This is a genomic window from Pseudomonas sp. BS-2016 (genome assembly GCF_001806145.1).
Lineage (GTDB): Bacteria > Pseudomonadota > Gammaproteobacteria > Pseudomonadales > Pseudomonadaceae > Aquipseudomonas > Aquipseudomonas lundensis.
This window is the reverse complement of the sequence record NZ_MLCT01000018.1, coordinates 46765-63341: the sequence shown is the minus strand read 5'-3', so window position 1 is coordinate 63341 and position 16577 is coordinate 46765. Positions and strand designations below refer to the sequence as shown.

Here is a 16577-nt window from a genome sequence, read left to right as displayed (position 1 = left end):
CGTTACAGCGATGTGACGGGATTCGGCAATTTGACCGAAATAGTGGCAATTTGCCTTGCCGGGTGAAAGCGCTCGATCCGGTTGCGCCCGTTGTGCTTGGCGCGGTACAGCGCTTCGTCTGCCTGAGATGCCATGACCAGGCCGTCTGTGTCCTCTTTGAGTTCCACCACGCCCGCGCTGAAGGTGCAGCATAAATCTGTGGGCTGGGCCGGGTAATGAATCTCCGAGAAGCGCTCGCGGATGGTGTTCAACACCGCGTGGGCCGCTTCCTGATCGGTGTCAGGCATCACAATGGCAAACTCTTCGCCGCCATAGCGCCCGATGAAATCGGTCTTGCGCAAACGCTGTTTGAGGAACAGCGCCAGGCTTTTGATCACCCGGTCGCCCATGGGGTGGCCGTAGGAGTCGTTGACCCGCTTGAAATGGTCAATGTCGATCATGGCAAAGCTCAGCGAGCGACTTTCGCGGCGGGCGCGGAAGGTGCAGTCTTCGAGTAGTTGCAGAATGTGCGTGTGGTTGTACAGGCCGGTCAGGCTGTCGCGCACCATCCGCGCCTTCAAGTGCCGTGCCCGGGCGGCGCGGTTGCGCACGGTGGTAATCAGGTGCCGGGGTTTGATCGGTTTGGTCAGGAAGTCGTCGCCGCCTTCGCTCATGGCGTCCAGTTGCTTGTCCAGGTCATCTTCGGCCGACAGGTAAATGATCGGCACGCTGACGTAGCGATCATTGTGGCGGATCACCTTGGCCAGCTCGGTGCCGGTGCAGGCGGGCATGTACATGTCGAGGATGATCAGGTCAGGCTGGAAGTCGGCCAGTTCGGCCATGGCCTGAATCGGCTCGATCAGGGTGCGGGTCACGATCCCGGCGCTGTTGAGCAGCCGTTCGGTGTGCAACGCCTGAGCCCGGGAGTCATCAATGATCAGCACTTTGTACGGTTCGTACTGCGCGACGCAGGTCAGTACCTCGATTTTTTCCATCAGGCTGGAGGCTTCGAGGGTGCCGGTCAGGAACTCCTGCCCGCCCGCGCGCACGGCGGCCAGTCGGGTGGGGGTGTCGGTTTCATGCAGGCTGAAAAACAGCAGCGGCAATTTCTGCTCCAGCCCCTCCTGCGCTTCGGCGGCCAGCAGCAGGCCATTGCTGGCGCCACTGAAATCCACGTCCATCACGATCGCGCAGGGCAGGCGTTCGGCCATGGCGCTGCGAAAGGCATTCACGCTGGGCAGCGATTGCGCGCCCAGGCCGAAAAAATCCAGTTGCTTGGCCAGTCGCTCGGCCCGGTCATGGTCCTGAAGCAGGATGTACACCGGCTTGCGCAGCGGTGGCAGAAAGGTGTGATCCAGCTGGTCGCCGTGGCGCAGACCAGTACGCGACAACCGCTGCATCAGGCGGTTGAGTTCTGTAATTAACGTACTGCTCAGGCGCCCGCGGTTGGCCTCGACCTGCTGCAAGGCCTGGCTGATGGCGCGGGCCAGTTGCGAATGCTCGGGCTGCTCGAAGCGTGCGGCAAACCGCAGCAGGCGCAGGTTGGCGTCGCTGAGTTCCGCGAGGTCTGAGGGGGCCCATTCATTGCCCTGTAAACGTTGCCAGATCTCAAGAATTTGACGTGCCTGATGGATGACCCGCTGGGCAAAGTGGTTCTTGAGGCGCTCGCGGTTCGGGTCTTCTTGCTCGGTCATATCCAGACTGCTTCGTGAGTGGGGCATGCTGAGGTTCGACTAGTGGCTCTATGCTAGCAGCTCTTTGGAAATGCACGAGCCCTCACACGAAATTAACGTTGGCCGGTTACATTTAGGCGTTGAGATCCTTCTGTGAGGGGCGCGAGCGTGGTTTATAGTGGCCGCCGCCTGTTGCCAGCGCCTTGTTGCAGATCAACCGGCAGGCGATTAAAAACAGGCATATAAGGCACGATGGGTTAGGGTTGTGGTCGAACCGTTGAATTCAGTAATCGAAAGGATATAGCCATGCTGGACTGGAAAAAACGTGAGGGCAGTGCCCGCGAGTCGGTCAAGGAGACCAGGACAGAGCCGCGTGGCTATTTCAAAAGCATCTTGCTGAGCCGCTCCATTGCCACCCTGGTGGGTGTGTATGTGCTGGTGTGCCTGGGGCTCGGCTGGTACTGGAGTCAGGAGCCGGATCTGTTCCCGGTGCAGCAAAACGCCCAGCAGGCTGCCGAGCGTGACGGCAAGCAAATGGTGCCGGGCTTCACCACCGTCGAAACCCTGAAAACCGTGGCCGGTACCTTGCTCAACAAGCCGGGCGGTTACCTGTCCAATGACCGCTTCCCGCCGGGCCTTGTGCTCGACAACATTCCGAGCTGGGAATACGGCGTTCTGGTGCAGGTACGCGACCTGACCCGTGCCCTGCGCAAAGACTTTGCCCGCTCCCAGTCGCAGTCGGCTGAAGACGCGGATCTGGCCAAGGCCGAGCCGCGTTTCAACTTCGACAACAAGAGCTGGATGCTGCCGTCCAGCGAGTCTGAGTATCAGGAAGGCATCAATTCCCTGAGCCGCTACCAGGCTCGCCTGTCTGACCCTAATCAGAAAAACGCCCTGTTTTACGCCCGTGCCGACAACTTGAACAACTGGCTGGGTGACGTGGGTACACGTCTGGGTTCGCTGTCGCAGCGTCTGTCGGCCAGTGTGGGCCGGGTCAAACTCAATAGCGCGCTGAAAACCGAATCCTTGCAACCGGGTCAGGTGCCGGTGGTTGACGAAGAAGTCGTCGAAACCCCGTGGATGCAAATTGACAACGTGTTCTATGAAGCGCGCGGTCAGGCCTGGGCCTTGTCGCACCTGTTGCGTGCCATCGAAGTCGACTTCGCGGACGTGCTGGCCAAAAAGAACGCAACCGTCAGTGTTCGCCAGATCATTCGTGAGCTGGAGGCCGCTCAAGAGCCGGTCTGGAGCCCGATGATCCTCAACGGCAGCGGCTACGGCATGCTCGCCAACCACTCGCTGGTCATGGCCAACTACATTTCCCGCGCCAACGCGGCGGTCATGGACCTTCGTCAATTGCTCTCACAAGGTTAAGTGATGGCCATTTCACCCCGGGAGGCCGCCCACCGCGCGGCCTCTGACGCCGAGCAAGTCGCTTGGGTCGATCGCGAAGACCGGCTGCTGGGCAGTTTGCCCCGTGCCGAGCTGCGTGATCGGGGGGAAATCGGGCGGGGCACCTTCATTTTGTTGTTCAACTCCTCCGGCGAGCTGTGCGTGCATCAGCGCACGCTGAGCAAGGCGCTGTACCCCGGTTACTGGGACGTGGCGGCGGGCGGCATGGTCGGGGTGGACGAAACCTATGCCGAGTCGGCAGCCCGCGAGCTGTACGAAGAGCTTGGCGTCAGCGGCGTCCCGTTGACGGCCCATGAGCGTTTTTACTTTGACTGCCCGGACAACCACCTGTGGTGCGCCGTGTTCTCGGCGGTGTGGGACGGGCCGTTGCACGTGCAGCCCGAAGAGGTCCAGCAAGCGTGCTTCATGCCCGTGGCGCAGGCCTTGCGTTTGAGTCAAACCCAGCCGTATTGCCCGGATTCACTGGCGGCGCTCAAGCGTTATCTCGACAGCGTCTGAACGCAGTCGCCTCCCTCGTCAGCGACCCCGAGCGATACACAACATTTGCGCCGATTGGCTCTTGGGCACTGGCGAATTTGCCGTTACACTGCGCGACCTTTTTCAAGCTCAAGCGGCATTCCCGTCTGAGTTGCGCTGCCCCTGCCAGAGTGGGGCTTCGCGGTCGGTATCCCATGGCGCTCCCGCGCCTTGCACCGGCCAATTTTTTGTCCTCCATCTAGAGGATTGCCGGTGGCCAAAAAAGCCGCATCCTTCGCCGCCCTTGGTGGCCTGGTATTTTCCACCGACGCAGGTCGTCACTGTCCGGACTGTCGCCAGCCGGTGGACGCCTGTACCTGCAAACAGACCCGCCTCCCCGAAGGTGACGGCATTGCCCGCGTGCGTCGCGAAAGCAAAGGCCGCGGCGGCAAAACCGTGACCACCATCACCGGTGTGCCGCTGGCTGAAGACGCGCTCAAGGAGCTGGCCACCACGTTGAAAAAACGCTGTGGCACCGGTGGCGCGTTGAAAGACGGCATCATCGAGATCCAGGGCGATCACGTCGACCTGCTGCTGGCCGAACTGGTCAAGCAGGGGTTCAAGGCCAAAAAGTCCGGCGGCTAGCAGCCTCTGTGAAAACCACCGTTGAGCGCGCCTGTTGCCCTGTCGGGCTGACAGTGAGGGCTTGACCATGGTTTTCACAGAGCCTGTTATGACGGGTTTCTAAACTCCGCGCTGTTGCCAGGGTCTACCTTGCACAGACGAATCGTCACTTTCACGCCTTAGACTGCGCCAGCCTGGTTTCAGGTTGGGCTATTTGACTTATATATAGGGGACTTCGATGTCCGTACGACGCACACGCAAAGACGATGGCAGCCAATGGACAGTTGCGGACAGCCGCAGCGTTTATGGGATCCGCCATTGGGGGGCCGGGTATTTCGCGATCAATGAAGCCGGTCGCGTAGAAGTACGTCCGAACGGCCCGAACAGTTCGCCCATCGACCTGTACGAGCAAGTTGACGAGTTGCGCAAAAGCAGCGGTCTGTCCTTGCCGTTACTGGTGCGCTTTCCCGATATCCTGCAAGACCGTGTACGCCAGCTGACCGGCGCGTTCGATGCCAACATCGAGCGTCTGGAATACCAGAGCCAGTACACCGCGCTGTACCCGATCAAGGTCAACCAGCAAGAGGCCGTGATTGAAAACATCATCGCCACCCAGGACGTGTCGATCGGCCTTGAAGCCGGTTCCAAGCCCGAACTGCTGGCCGTGCTGGCGCTGGCCCCCAAAGGCGGCACCATCGTCTGCAACGGTTACAAGGACCGCGAGTTCATTCGTCTGGCGCTGATGGGCCAGAAGCTGGGCCATAACGTGTTCATCGTGATCGAAAAAGAATCCGAAGTGGATCTGGTCATCGAAGAAGCGGCATCGCTCAAGGTCAAGCCGCAGGTCGGCCTGCGCGTGCGCCTGTCGTCCCTGGCATCGAGCAAATGGGCAGACACCGGCGGCGAGAAATCCAAGTTCGGTCTGTCGGCGGCGCAGTTGCTGTCGGTGGTCGAGCGTTTCCGCGCGGCCGGTCTGGATCAAGGCATCCGCCTGCTGCACTTCCACATGGGTTCGCAGATCGCCAACCTGGCCGACTACCAGCACGGCTTCAAAGAGGCGATTCGCTACTACGGCGAACTGCGCAACCTCGGCTTGCCGGTTGACCACATCGACGTGGGCGGCGGTCTGGGCGTGGACTACGACGGCACGCACTCGCGCAACGCCAGCTCGATCAACTACGACATGGACGATTACGCCGGTGTGGTGGTGGGCATGCTCAAAGAGTTCTGCGATGCGCAGAGCCTGCCGCACCCGCACATTTTCTCCGAGAGCGGCCGCTCGTTGACCGCACACCACGCCATGCTGGTGGTGCAGGTGACCGACGTCGAGAAGCACAACGACGACGTGCCGGTGATCGAGAACAAAGAAAGCCTGCCCGAAACCGTGCAGTGGCTGATCGACCTGCTAGGCCCGACCGACATCGAGATGGTCACCGAAACCTACTGGCGCGCCACCCACTACATGAGTGACGTGGCTGCCCAATATGCCGATGGCAAGATCAGCCTGGCTGAAAAAGCCCTGGCCGAGCAGTGCTACTTCGCCGTATGCCGTCGCCTGCACAACTCGCTCAAGGCGCGTCAGCGTTCGCACCGTCAGGTGCTGGACGAACTCAACGACAAGCTGGCCGACAAGTACATCTGCAACTTCTCGGTGTTCCAGAGCTTGCCGGACACGTGGGCAATCGGCCAGGTGTTGCCGATCCTGCCGTTGCACCGCCTGAACGAAGAGCCGCTGCGCCGCGCCGTGCTGCAAGACCTGACCTGCGACTCCGACGGCAAGATCAAGCAATACGTCGACGAGCAGAGCATCGAAACCAGCCTGCCAGTCCACAGCCTCAACGAAGGCGAAGACTACTTGCTGGGCATCTTCCTGGTGGGCGCCTATCAGGAAATTCTGGGTGACATGCACAACCTGTTCGGTGATACCGACTCGGTGAACATCTACCAGAAAGCGGACGGCAGCGTGTACCACGCCGGTATCGAGACCCACGACACCATCGAAGACATGCTGCGCTACGTGCACTTGTCGCCTGAAGAGCTGATGAACCACTACCGCGACAAAGTGGCCAGCGCCAACATCAGCGTCAAAGAGCGCACCCAGTACCTCGACGCCCTGCGTCTGGGCCTGACCCGTTCGTCCTACCTGTCTTCGTAAGCCGTTCGAAGCCAGACAAAACGCCGCCCTCGGGCGGCGTTTTTTATGTGCGCGCAATCACCCCGAGTTCACGCGTTGGGGTTGAACCACTGGTCCTTGCGTTGCATCGCCCAGGCATAGGCCGCCAGCGTCAGGCTGCGCAGCACCATGAACAATAGAAAACTGATCCACAGCCCGTGGTTGCCCAGGCGTTGCATGGCCCAGGCGACGGGCAGGGCGACGATCACGCTGATGACCATGGCGTTGCGCATTTCGCGCGCGCGGGTGGCGCCGATAAACAGCCCGTCCAACAGGTAACTCCAGACGGCAATCAGGGGCAGCAGCGCCAGGTACGGCACGTAGTGAAAAGCGGTTTCGCGCACACTCGGGATGTCGGTCTGCATCTCGATAAACAGATGCCCGCCGAACAGGAACAACACCGCAAAACCTGCGCTGGCGATCAGCGACCAGCCACTGGCCACTACCATCGAACGGCGCAGGGCGGTCCGGTCCCGGGCGCCAATGGCATGACCGCACAGGGCCTCCACGGCATGGGCCAGGCCGTCCAGCGCATGGGCCGCCAGCAGCAATCCGTTGAGCAACAGCGCGTTGGCGGCCACGGTGGCATCGCCCAGGCGCGCACCTTGCAGGGTGATGAGGAAAAACACCGATTGCAGCATCAGGCTGCGGATAAAAATGTCGCGGTTGACCCCCAGCAGCGGCTTCCAGTTCTGCCATACGCGTAACGCCTGCCACATCACCCTGCCCGGAAACCGCCGCAGCGCGCCGCGTGTCAGCCACAGCCCGAGCAGTGCGCCGCTCCACTCGGCAATCACCGAGGCGCGGGCGGACCCGACCACCCCCCAGTCCAGCCCCAGGACAAACCAGAGATTGAGCGCGATATTCACCAGGTTGGTGGTGAGCAAAATCCCTAGCGGGGCCCGCGCGTTTTGCGTGCCCAGAAACCAGCCCACCAGTGCATAGGTGGCCAGCGCGCCGGGCAGGCCAAACAGGCGGGTATAGAAGAAATCCAGCGTCAGTTGGTGCAACTCGGGAGAGGGCTGCATCACGGTCAGGGCCAGGGAGCTGAACGGCAGTGCGATGGCCCCTAAAAACAGTGAGAGCAGCACACTGAGCAGCAATCCCTGCAACAGGATCTGGCGCAGCGCCGTGCCATCGCCCCGCCCGGCCGCCTGGGCGGCGAAGCCCGTGGTGCCCATGCGCAGAAAGCCCATCATCCAGGCCAGAAACACGTACAGGCTGGCGCCCACGGCAACGGCGCCCAACTGATGCGCGTGGGGCAAGTGGCCGATGACGGTGCTGTCGACCAGCGCCACCAGCGGCACGGAAATATTGGACAAAATCATCGGCGCCGCCAGCGCCCACACCCGGCGATGGGTCAGGCGGTCGCGCCAGTCAGCAAGTAGGGAAAACGACATGCAGGCTCCTTGAGGGAGCGGCATTGTAGCCGAAGCGGCCTTCCCTCAGCCCCTTTGCTCCGTGAGACGGCCGGGGTGAGGGGCCGGGGGGATTTGTTATATAGTCGTGCCCTTCATTGCCTAGCCAACGAGTACACCATGCTTAACAAAGGACTGTTCCTGGCCTGCGCACTGGCACTGCTGAGTGCGTGTGATGCTTCCTCTCCCGGCAACCCTCCTGCGCCGTCGGCGGCGGTTGGCACGCAAGCGGCCAAGCCTGTGCAGGATGTCAAAGCCCTCGCTGAACGCTACGCGGGGCGCGAGTTGAGTGTGGTGGATGTCTCGGAAGTGCAAGTGGACGGCGCCAGCACCTTGTCGGTGAGTTTTTCCGTGCCGCTGGACCCGGATCAGCCCTTTGGCGAAAAACTGCATCTGGTGGATGCCACCTCCGGCAAGGTTGATGGCGCCTGGGAGCTTTCCGACAACCTGATGGAGCTGCGTCTGCGTCACCTTGAGCCGCAGCGCAAACTGATCCTCACCGTCGACCCCGGCCTGCGTGCGGTCAACGATGCCGAACTGGCCGCCGAGTACGTCAGCCGCCTTGAAACCCGTGACCTGCAACCCACCGTCGGGTTTGCCAGCCGCGGCACGCTGTTGCCGACGCGACTGGCTGAAGGCTTGCCCGTCATCGCGCTCAACGTCGATAAAGTCGATGTGGAGTTTTTCCGCGTCAAACCTCAGTCCTTGCCTGCATTCCTCAGCCAGTGGGGCCGCAACAGCAGCCTGCAAAGCTATGAAGCCAAAGACCTGCTGGGCATGGCCGATCTGGTCTACGGTGCCCGGTTTGACCTGAACCCGGCCCGCAACACGCGTGAAACGGTGATCCTGCCAACCTCCGGCATCAAGCCCTTGCAGCAGCCGGGCGTGTACCTGGCGGTTATGAAAGCCTCCGGCACGTACAACTATTCAACCCCGGCCACGCTGTTCACCCTCAGTGACATTGGCCTTTCGGTACACCGCTATCAGAAACGCCTGGACGTGTTCACGCAGGCGCTCGAAGGTGGCAATGCGCTGGGCGACGTGGCGCTGGAACTGCTCGACGGCAAGGGCAAAATGCTTGCCCAGGGCACGACCGACAAAGACGGCCATGCCGAACTGGCCCTGCCGCCCAAGGCCGAGGTGCTGTTGGCGCGACAGGGCGATCAGACCAGCCTGTTGCGTTTGAATACCGCGGCGCTGGACCTGGCCGAGTTCGACATCGGCGGGCCACAGGCGCATCCGTTGCAATTCTTCGTATTTGGACCGCGTGATCTGTACCGTCCCGGCGAAACCGTGCTGCTCAACGCCTTGCTGCGCGACCGTGATGGCCATCCGGTCAAGCCGCAGCCGGTCAGCGTGGAAGTCCGTCGCCCGGACGAGCAGGTCAGCCGCAAGTTCGTGTGGGAGCCCGATGCTGCCGGCTTCTATCAATACCCGCTGCAACTGGCGGGCGAAGCCCCCACCGGGCGCTGGCAACTGGTGTTCGACCTGGGGGACGGCAAGCCACAGCTCTATGAATTTTTAGTGGAAGACTTCCTGCCCGAGCGTCTGGCGCTGGAACTCAAGGGCAGCGATACGCCGCTGCGTCCCGATCAAACCGCCGACATCCACGTGAACGGCCGCTACTTGTATGGTGCCCCCGCGGCCGGGAACCGCTTGAGCGGTCAAGTGTATGTGCGTCCCTTGCGTGAGGCGGTTAGCGCATTGCCGGGGTATCAGTTCGGTTCGGTGACCGAAGAAGAACTGACCCAGGACTTTGAACTGGATGAAAGCGTGCTCAACGCCCAAGGCGAAGACACCCTGCATCTGGAGAGCAAATGGAGTGACGCCAAATCGCCGCTGCAACTGATTGTGCAGGCCAGCCTGCAAGAGTCCGGCGGTCGGCCGATTACCCGTCGACTGGTGCAACCGGTGTGGCCTGCCGAGCGACTGCCGGGGCTGCGCGGCCTGTTCGACGGTACGGAAAGCGATGGCGACGGCCCGGCTGAATTCGAGGTGCTGATTGCCGATGACGCAGGCAACAAGCTGGCGGCTGATAACGTCAACGTGCGGCTGGTGCGCGAGCGTCGGGACTACTACTGGAACTACTCGGACAACGACGGCTGGAGCTACCACTACAACGAGAAGTTTTTGAACCTCGGCGAACAAACCGTGAGCCTCAAGGCAGGCGGCACGGCCAAGGTCAGCTTCCCGGTGGAGTGGGGCCCGTATCGGGTTGAAGTTCAAGACCCGAAAACCGGTTTGATCAGCAGCCTGCGCTTCTGGGCGGGTTATCAGGCGCAGGACAATGCCGAAGGCGGCGCCGTGCGTCCCGATCAGGTCAAGCTGGCGCTGGATAAAGCGGCCTACGCCGAGGGCGAAACAGCCAACGTCACGGTCACGCCACCGGCGGCCGGCAAAGGGTATTTGCTGGTTGAAGGCAGCGACGGGCCGCTGTGGTGGGAAGAAATTGACGTCCCGGCCGAGGGCAAGACCTTCGCCGTCAAACTGGACCCGCGCTGGGCACGCCACGACCTGTACGTCAGCGCGCTGGTGATTCGTCCCGGCGAGCGCAAAGCCAACATCACGCCAAAACGGGCCGTGGGTGTGCTGCACCTGCCGCTGGACCGCACGCAGCGCAAACTGGCGCTGAACCTGGATGCCCCGCAGACCATGCGCCCCAAGCAGCCGCTGAAGGTCAAGGTGCAGGCTAAAAACGCCGACGGCAGCGTGCCCAAGGACGTGCATGTCCTGCTGGCGGCCGTGGATGTCGGGGTGTTGAACATCACCGATTACCCGACGCCGGACCCTTACGCCAGCCTGTTCGGTCGCAAGGCTTATGGCGCTGACCAATTGGACATTTATGGGCAACTGATTGAAGCCGGGCAAGGCCGTTTGGCCAGCCTGGCCTTTGGCGGTGACGCAGGGCTGGCCAAGGGCGGCAAGCGCCCGGCCACCAGCGTCACCATCGTTGCCCTGCAAAGCGCCCCGGTGACCCTCAACGAACAGGGCGAGGGTGAAGTCAGCCTCGACATCCCCGACTTCAATGGCGAGTTACGCGTAATGGCCCAAGCCTGGACCGACGACCGCTACGGCATGGCGCAAGCCAAAACCGTGGTCGCCGCGCCGCTGGTGGCCGAGCTGGCCGCGCCGCGCTTCATGGCGGGGGGCGATGAGACCCGGCTGGCGCTGGACCTGTCCAACCTCACGGCCACGCCGCAAACCCTTGAAGTCCACTTGAACGCCGAAGGCCAACTGAACCTGTCGGGCCTCAGCAGCCAAACACTCACCCTCAGCCCCGGCCAGCGCAGCACCTTGCAAGTACCAGTCAAAGCGCTGGGTGGCTACGGCACCGGCAAGCTGACCGTCACCGTCAAAGGCCTGAATCTGCCCGGCGAGACGCTGGCGCCCTTTACCCGCGAATGGACGCTGGGGGTACGTCCGGCCTACCCGGCGTTGCTCAAGCACTACCGCGCCGTGCTCAACGATCAGCCATGGACGTTGCCAGAGGGCGAGCTGCAAGCCTTCGAACCGGCGGGGCGTGAAGCCTTGCTCAGCCTGTCGAGCCGTCCGCCGTTGAACCTGGGCGAGCAGATCCGTGCGCTCAAGGCGTATCCGTACGGGTGTTCCGAACAGACCACCAGCGGTCTGTACCCGGCGTTGTATGCCGACGCGGCGTTGCTCAAGCGGCTTGGCCTGGAAGGCGAGCCGGATGCCGACCGCAAGCGCAAAATTGAGCTGGGCATCGAGCGCCTGCTGGGCATGCAGCGCTACAACGGCAGCTTTGGCCTGTGGGGCGCAGACGGTCAGGAAGAGTACTGGCTGAGCGCCTATATCACTGACTTCCTGCTGCGCGCTCGCGATCAAGGTTATGCCGTGCCGCCTGATGCGCTGAAGAAAGCCAGTGAACGACTGCTGCGCTACACCCAGGAGCGCAACCTGATCGAATCGGACTACAGCGATAACCTCGATCACACCCGATTTGCCGTGCAAGCCTACGCCGCCATGGTGCTGGCCCGCAGCCAGCAGGCGCCGTTGGGTGCCTTGCGCAGCCTGTTCGAACGCCGCAGCGATGCGCGCTCGGGCTTGCCGCTGGTGCAGCTGTCGATTGCCTTGCAGAAGATGGGCGACCAGCCCCGAGCCGATCAAGCCCTGGTCGCCGGTCTGGCCGTGACCCGCGCAGCCGATCAATGGCTGGGTGATTACGGCAGCCCGCTGCGCGATCAGGCGCTGATTCTGGCCCTGCTCGAAGAAAACAACCTGATGAGCGGCCAGCGTGAAGCCCGAGTATTTGCCCTGTCGGATCAGTTGGCGGCGAGCCAGTGGCTGTCGACTCAAGAGCGCAACGCGTTGTTCCTCGCGGGGCGGGACTTGCTGGGCCAGCCTGAACAACCGTGGACCGCGCAACTGGTCAGTGGCAGCCAGACCCGTGAGCTGAACCCGGCTCAAGCCGGTCTCAAACTGGAAGGGCCGTTACTGGCGTCGCCTTTGAGCCTGCGCAATGAAGGCAGCGTGCCGGTGTACCAACAGCTGACGATTTCGGGTTATCCACAGCACGCGCCGCCTGCCGGGGGTGAAAACATGAGTATTCGCCGCGACTACCTGGGCATGAACGGCGAGCCGCTGAACCTGAAAAACCTGCAAAGCGGTGATCTGGTGCTGGTGCACCTGGCTGTCACTGCCAAGCAGCGGGTGCCGGACGCGCTGGTGGTTGACCTGCTACCGGCGGGGCTGGAGCTTGAAAACCAGAACCTCGGTCAAAGCGCGGCCAGCCTTGAGAACGCCAGTAGCCAGGTCAAACAATGGCGCGAGTCCATGCAAAACGCGGGTGTGCAGCATCAGGAATACCGCGATGACCGTTACGTGGCTGCGTTGAATCTGGAAGGCTACGGCACCACGCACCTGTTGTATCTGGCGCGGGCCGTGACGCCCGGCACTTACCGCGTGCCGCCACCGCAAGTTGAGTCGATGTACCGCCCGAACTGGCAAGCCGTGGGCGAGACGCCCGCAGACATGGTGATCAAGGGCCGCTGATGCACGAAGCGAGGCTGGAGGGGGGCAGCGACGGCGCCCCCGCCGCCTCGCCGCGTGTCAGCTGATGACCCAGCTCAACACCCACAACCCCAGCAACAGCCAGATCACGCCACCGATGATGGAAGCCCGCATGAAGGCGCGCACCGCGTTGTACAAAAACAGCAGGCCGATCACCAGCACCGCAATGCTGACAATCGAGGTGTCCATGCCGAGCGCTCGGGCCATGCCATCAATGAAATGACTGCCAGCCTGGGTAATCGCATTGAACAGGCCGCTCAGGCTTTCGACGATCCAGCGAACCAGCGTGCCCAACCAAAGGCCCAGATTTCCTACAAAACTTTCGACGTGCATGGGGATGTTCCGATTAAGAAGACGGCCACTGTGCCAGAGATACCCCTTGGGCAACCAGTCAGGGCGCAAAGTTGCGTCACGGGCGGATGTTAATGGGATCGCGGCTTAAAAAATGCCTGCGCGGGATACTCGCCGCCACAGTGCTGCTGTGTGCCGCGCTGTGGCTGGCCGATAAAATCTGGCCGCTGCCCTTGCCCCAGGATGATCTGGCCCGTGTCGTATTGGCCGAAGACGGCACCCCGCTGTGGCGCTTTGCCGATGCCAATGGCGTGTGGCGCTACCCGGTGAGCACGAATGAGGTGTCGCCGTATTACCTCGACGCCTTACTGACCTACGAAGACCGCTGGTTCTTCCGTCACCCCGGCGTGAACCCGCTGGCGCTGGGGCGTGCCGCCTGGCAAAACCTCAGCGGCGGGCGCGTGTTGTCGGGCGGCAGCACGCTGTCGATGCAGGTGGCGCGGCTGCTCGATCCCCATGAACGCACGTTGCCCGGCAAACTGCGCCAGCTGTGGCGCACGGCCCAGCTGGAATGGCATTTGTCCAAGGACCAAATTCTGAACCTGTACCTCAATCGCGCGCCGTTCGGGGGTACTTTGCAAGGGGTGGCAGCGGCCAGTTGGGCGTATTTGGGCAAGTCCCCGCAACACCTCACGCATTCGGAGGCCGCGCTGTTGGCCGTGTTGCCGCAAGCCCCCAGCCGCTTGCGCCCGGACCGCCACCCGGCGCGCGCGCAGGTGGCGCGGGACAAAGTCTTGCGGCGGTTGGCCGAGTACGACGTGTGGCCGAGCACCGCCGTGGACGATGCCCTGCAAGAGCCGCTGCTCCTGGCGCCACGCCTGGAACCCAGCCTCGCTCCCTTGCTGGCGCGGCGGTTGAATCGCCCCCACAGTCCGCCGCTGATACGCACCACGCTGGACGCCAACCTGCAACGTCGTCTGGAAGACCTGTTGCTGGGCTGGCGTGCGCGTTTGCCGGATCACACCTCGGCGGCAATTGTGGTGGTCGAAACCGACAGCATGGCCGTGCGTGCTTACTTGGGGTCGGTGGACATCAACGACGCGCGGCGTTTCGGCCATGTGGACATGATCAGCGCCATGCGCTCGCCGGGTTCAACGCTCAAGCCGTTTTTGTACGGGATGGCGATGGACGCCGGGCTGATTCATTCCGAGTCGCTGCTGCAAGACGTGCCCCGGCGCTATGGCGACTACCGGCCGGGCAACTTCTCCATGGGCTTCAGCGGCCCGGTCTCGGCCAGCGCCGCGCTGGCCCTGTCCCTCAACTTGCCAGCGGTGCAGTTGCTCGAAGCCTATGGGCCGAAACGCTTTGCGGCGGACCTGCGCAACGGCGGCGTGCCGCTGACGCTGCCCGCTTTGGCGGAACCCAATCTGGCGTTGATTCTGGGCGGGGCGGGCAGCCGACTTGAAGACCTGGTCAGTGGTTACAGCGCGTTGGCCCGCGACGGCAAAAGTGCCACGTTGCGCTTGCAGCCCGACGATCCACTGCACGAGCGGCGTCTGCTGTCGCCGGGCTCGGCATGGGTCATCCGGCGCATTCTGAGTGGCCAGGCACGCCCGGACCGTGACCCGCGTGCCGAATTAGTGCAACGCCCCGCGCTGGCGTGGAAAACCGGCACCAGCTACGGCTTTCGCGATGCGCTGGCGATTGGCGTAGGGCCGCGCTACTTGATTGGCGTGTGGATCGGGCGCCCGGACGGCACGCCGGTGCCGGGCCAGTTCGGGCTGGCCTCGGCAGCCCCGCTGATGCTGCAAGTGCACGATGTGCTGAGTAATCGCGACAGCCAGCGTGGCATCGTTGCCCCGGTGCAGGCCGTGCCGGGCAATGTTGGCGTGGCAGCCATTTGTTGGCCGTTGGGCCAGCCGCTGAGCAAGGGGGACCCCAACTGCCGCCGCCAGCGTTTTGCCTGGACGCTGGATCACACCACGCCGCCGACCTTGCTGGCGGCCGATCAACCGTTGGGTGTGGGGTTGCGCGAGCAGGTATGGGTCAACCCGCAAGGCGAGCGTGTCGGGCCGCAATGCCCCGGCGCGCAACCTCGCGAGGTGGCCCTGTGGCCCGCGCCGCTGGAACCCTGGTTGCCAAGGGCAGAGCGACGGGACACCCGCATGCCGCCAGCCTCGGTCGAGTGCCCGCCACCGGCGCTGCATTCGGTCACGCCGTTGTCGATCGTTGGCGTGCGCGACGGTGACCGCCTGCGCAGGCCCGCGGCGAGCGTGCAAGCGTTGCGGCTCACGCTGACGGCACTGGGCGGTGATGGCCGACGCTGGTGGTTCCTTAATGGCGTGCCGCTGGGCGACAGCGCCCACCAGGACGCGCTCAGCACCTCGCTCGAACAACTCGGGCGCTACGAACTCAGCGTGCTGGACGAAGGAGGGCACACCGCGCGTGTCGAATTCAGCGTGGTTGAGTGATCGGTTCAGTGCGCCTTGGCGCTGCTCGCCCGCGACGAGCGACGAGAAAACACCGTATCAATTGTGTTTATCACCTTGGTGTCGGGTGCGCAGTGCCTCTTTCAAGCGTGTTGATAATTCACGCTTTTTAAACCCTTGTCCCTCCTAATGGATTAACCCCAACGTATAGGCGCGCCCCCGCTATATAAGGGGTTAATACCAAGTTGAGAATTGCCCGACGCGTCCCTCGGGGTTGTTATGTCTGCAACGGATAAACGTATTGCTGGCGACAGATCAGGAAACGTTTGAACTCAGGCAAGCAGGTGCAAGGGACTCAATCATGAATACTCAACTGTGGTTAAAAACAAGTACTGCCTTACTGCTGGTCATGACAGTCAGCCTCAGTGGCTGCCATAGCGGTGGCGGCGGGTCCAAAAGTCATGTAGCCGCCAGCACCCCCGACAGCACCACGGATGGAGGCGATGGCGGTACAGATGGCGGTACTGGCGGTGGAACGGGTGGCGGTACAGGCGGTGGCACCGGCGGTGGCACCGGTGGCGGTACAGATGGCGGTACAGGCGGCGGAACCGGTGGCGGAACTGGCGGCGGAACTGGCGGTGGAACCGGTGGCGGTACAGATGGCGGCACAGGCGGTGGAACCGGTGGTGGAACTGGTGGCGGAACTGGCGGTGGAACCGGTGGTGGAACTGGTGGTGGAACTGGTGGTGGAACCGGTGGTGGAACCGGTGGCGGTACAGATGGCGGAACTGGCGGCGGAACCGGTGGTGGCACAGGCGGCGGAACTGGCGGCGGAACCGGTGGTGGCACAGGCGGCGGAACCGGTGGCGGTACAGGCGGTGGAACGGGCGCTGGTACGACTCCGCTGGTCACCGGTCAGGTGGTCGGCCAGGTTGGCACGGCGCTCGGCGGGGTCGGCACGACCGTCAGTGATCTGGGTACGACGTTGGCCACTGTTCCCGTGGTCGGTGTGGCAGGTGGTCTGGTGACCAATACCGGCAACGCCGTCACCTCGGTCACCGGGGGGTCACCAATGGCCTGGGCTCGCTGG

The 16577-nt window shown here is 62.9% G+C and carries 10 protein-coding genes; 7 read left to right on the top strand and 3 right to left on the bottom strand.

Going from position 1 to position 16577, the window contains the following annotated elements; all coding sequences use genetic code 11:
• Positions 1-2: 2 nt before the first annotated feature.
• Complete coding sequence (locus tag BKD70_RS09010; RefSeq protein ID WP_047273219.1) at positions 3-1673, bottom strand: PleD family two-component system response regulator; 1671 nt, start codon at positions 1671-1673, stop codon at positions 3-5.
• 285 nt (positions 1674-1958) lie between these two features.
• Here BKD70_RS09010 and BKD70_RS09005 point away from each other — a divergent pair, with 285 nt between their 5' ends.
• From BKD70_RS09005 to speA, 4 genes are all read left to right on the top strand, one after another.
• Positions 1959-3026 (top strand): DUF2333 family protein, encoded by a 1068-nt coding sequence (locus BKD70_RS09005; RefSeq protein WP_047273220.1) that lies wholly within the window; start codon positions 1959-1961, stop codon positions 3024-3026.
• 3 nt (positions 3027-3029) lie between these two features.
• The gene (locus BKD70_RS09000; RefSeq protein WP_047273221.1) at positions 3030-3563 is read left to right on the top strand and encodes an NUDIX hydrolase; all 534 of its coding nucleotides are present in this window, start codon (positions 3030-3032) and stop codon (positions 3561-3563) included.
• A gap of 231 nt (positions 3564-3794) precedes the next feature.
• Positions 3795-4166, top strand: coding sequence for a translation initiation factor Sui1 (locus tag BKD70_RS08995; RefSeq protein WP_047273222.1), 372 nt, complete (start codon positions 3795-3797; stop codon positions 4164-4166).
• A gap of 217 nt (positions 4167-4383) precedes the next feature.
• On the top strand, positions 4384-6300 hold the full coding sequence (gene speA / locus BKD70_RS08990) for an arginine decarboxylase (protein WP_047273223.1): 1917 nt from the start codon (positions 4384-4386) through the stop codon (positions 6298-6300).
• A 68-nt stretch (positions 6301-6368) separates the two neighbouring features.
• On the opposite strand, the gene BKD70_RS08985 is transcribed toward speA, so the two are convergent.
• Positions 6369-7718: an MATE family efflux transporter gene (locus BKD70_RS08985; protein ID WP_047273224.1), complete on the bottom strand. Its 1350-nt coding sequence runs from the start codon at positions 7716-7718 to the stop codon at positions 6369-6371.
• Between the two features lie 138 nt (positions 7719-7856).
• Here BKD70_RS08985 and BKD70_RS08980 point away from each other — a divergent pair, with 138 nt between their 5' ends.
• On the top strand, positions 7857-12749 hold the full coding sequence (locus tag BKD70_RS08980) for an alpha-2-macroglobulin (RefSeq protein WP_047273225.1): 4893 nt from the start codon (positions 7857-7859) through the stop codon (positions 12747-12749).
• A gap of 57 nt (positions 12750-12806) precedes the next feature.
• Here BKD70_RS08980 and BKD70_RS08975 read toward each other — a convergent pair whose 3' ends face one another.
• Positions 12807-13100, bottom strand: a complete 294-nt coding sequence (locus BKD70_RS08975) for a hypothetical protein (protein ID WP_047273226.1) — start codon at positions 13098-13100, stop codon at positions 12807-12809.
• Positions 13101-13192: 92 nt separating this feature from the next.
• On the opposite strand from BKD70_RS08975, the gene pbpC reads away from it, so the two are divergent.
• Positions 13193-15529 (top strand): peptidoglycan glycosyltransferase PbpC, encoded by a 2337-nt coding sequence (pbpC, locus tag BKD70_RS08970; RefSeq protein WP_047273227.1) that lies wholly within the window; start codon positions 13193-13195, stop codon positions 15527-15529.
• Between the two features lie 461 nt (positions 15530-15990).
• Positions 15991-16515: a hypothetical protein gene (locus tag BKD70_RS25320; RefSeq protein ID WP_240478003.1), complete on the top strand. Its 525-nt coding sequence runs from the start codon at positions 15991-15993 to the stop codon at positions 16513-16515.
• Positions 16516-16577: the final 62 nt, after the last annotated feature.

Coding starts and splice junctions, on each gene's coding strand:
- pbpC (WP_047273227.1), top strand. CDS start 13,193: ATGGGATCGCGGCTTAAAAAATGCCTGCGCGGGATACTCGCCGCCACA.
- BKD70_RS08985 (WP_047273224.1), bottom strand. CDS start 7,718: ATGTCGTTTTCCCTACTTGCTGACTGGCGCGACCGCCTGACCCATCGC.
- speA (WP_047273223.1), top strand. CDS start 4,384: ATGTCCGTACGACGCACACGCAAAGACGATGGCAGCCAATGGACAGTT.
- BKD70_RS08975 (WP_047273226.1), bottom strand. CDS start 13,100: ATGCACGTCGAAAGTTTTGTAGGAAATCTGGGCCTTTGGTTGGGCACG.
- BKD70_RS25320 (WP_240478003.1), top strand. CDS start 15,991: ATGGCGGTACAGATGGCGGTACTGGCGGTGGAACGGGTGGCGGTACAG.
- BKD70_RS09000 (WP_047273221.1), top strand. CDS start 3,030: ATGGCCATTTCACCCCGGGAGGCCGCCCACCGCGCGGCCTCTGACGCC.
- BKD70_RS09005 (WP_047273220.1), top strand. CDS start 1,959: ATGCTGGACTGGAAAAAACGTGAGGGCAGTGCCCGCGAGTCGGTCAAG.
- BKD70_RS08980 (WP_047273225.1), top strand. CDS start 7,857: ATGCTTAACAAAGGACTGTTCCTGGCCTGCGCACTGGCACTGCTGAGT.
- BKD70_RS09010 (WP_047273219.1), bottom strand. CDS start 1,673: ATGACCGAGCAAGAAGACCCGAACCGCGAGCGCCTCAAGAACCACTTT.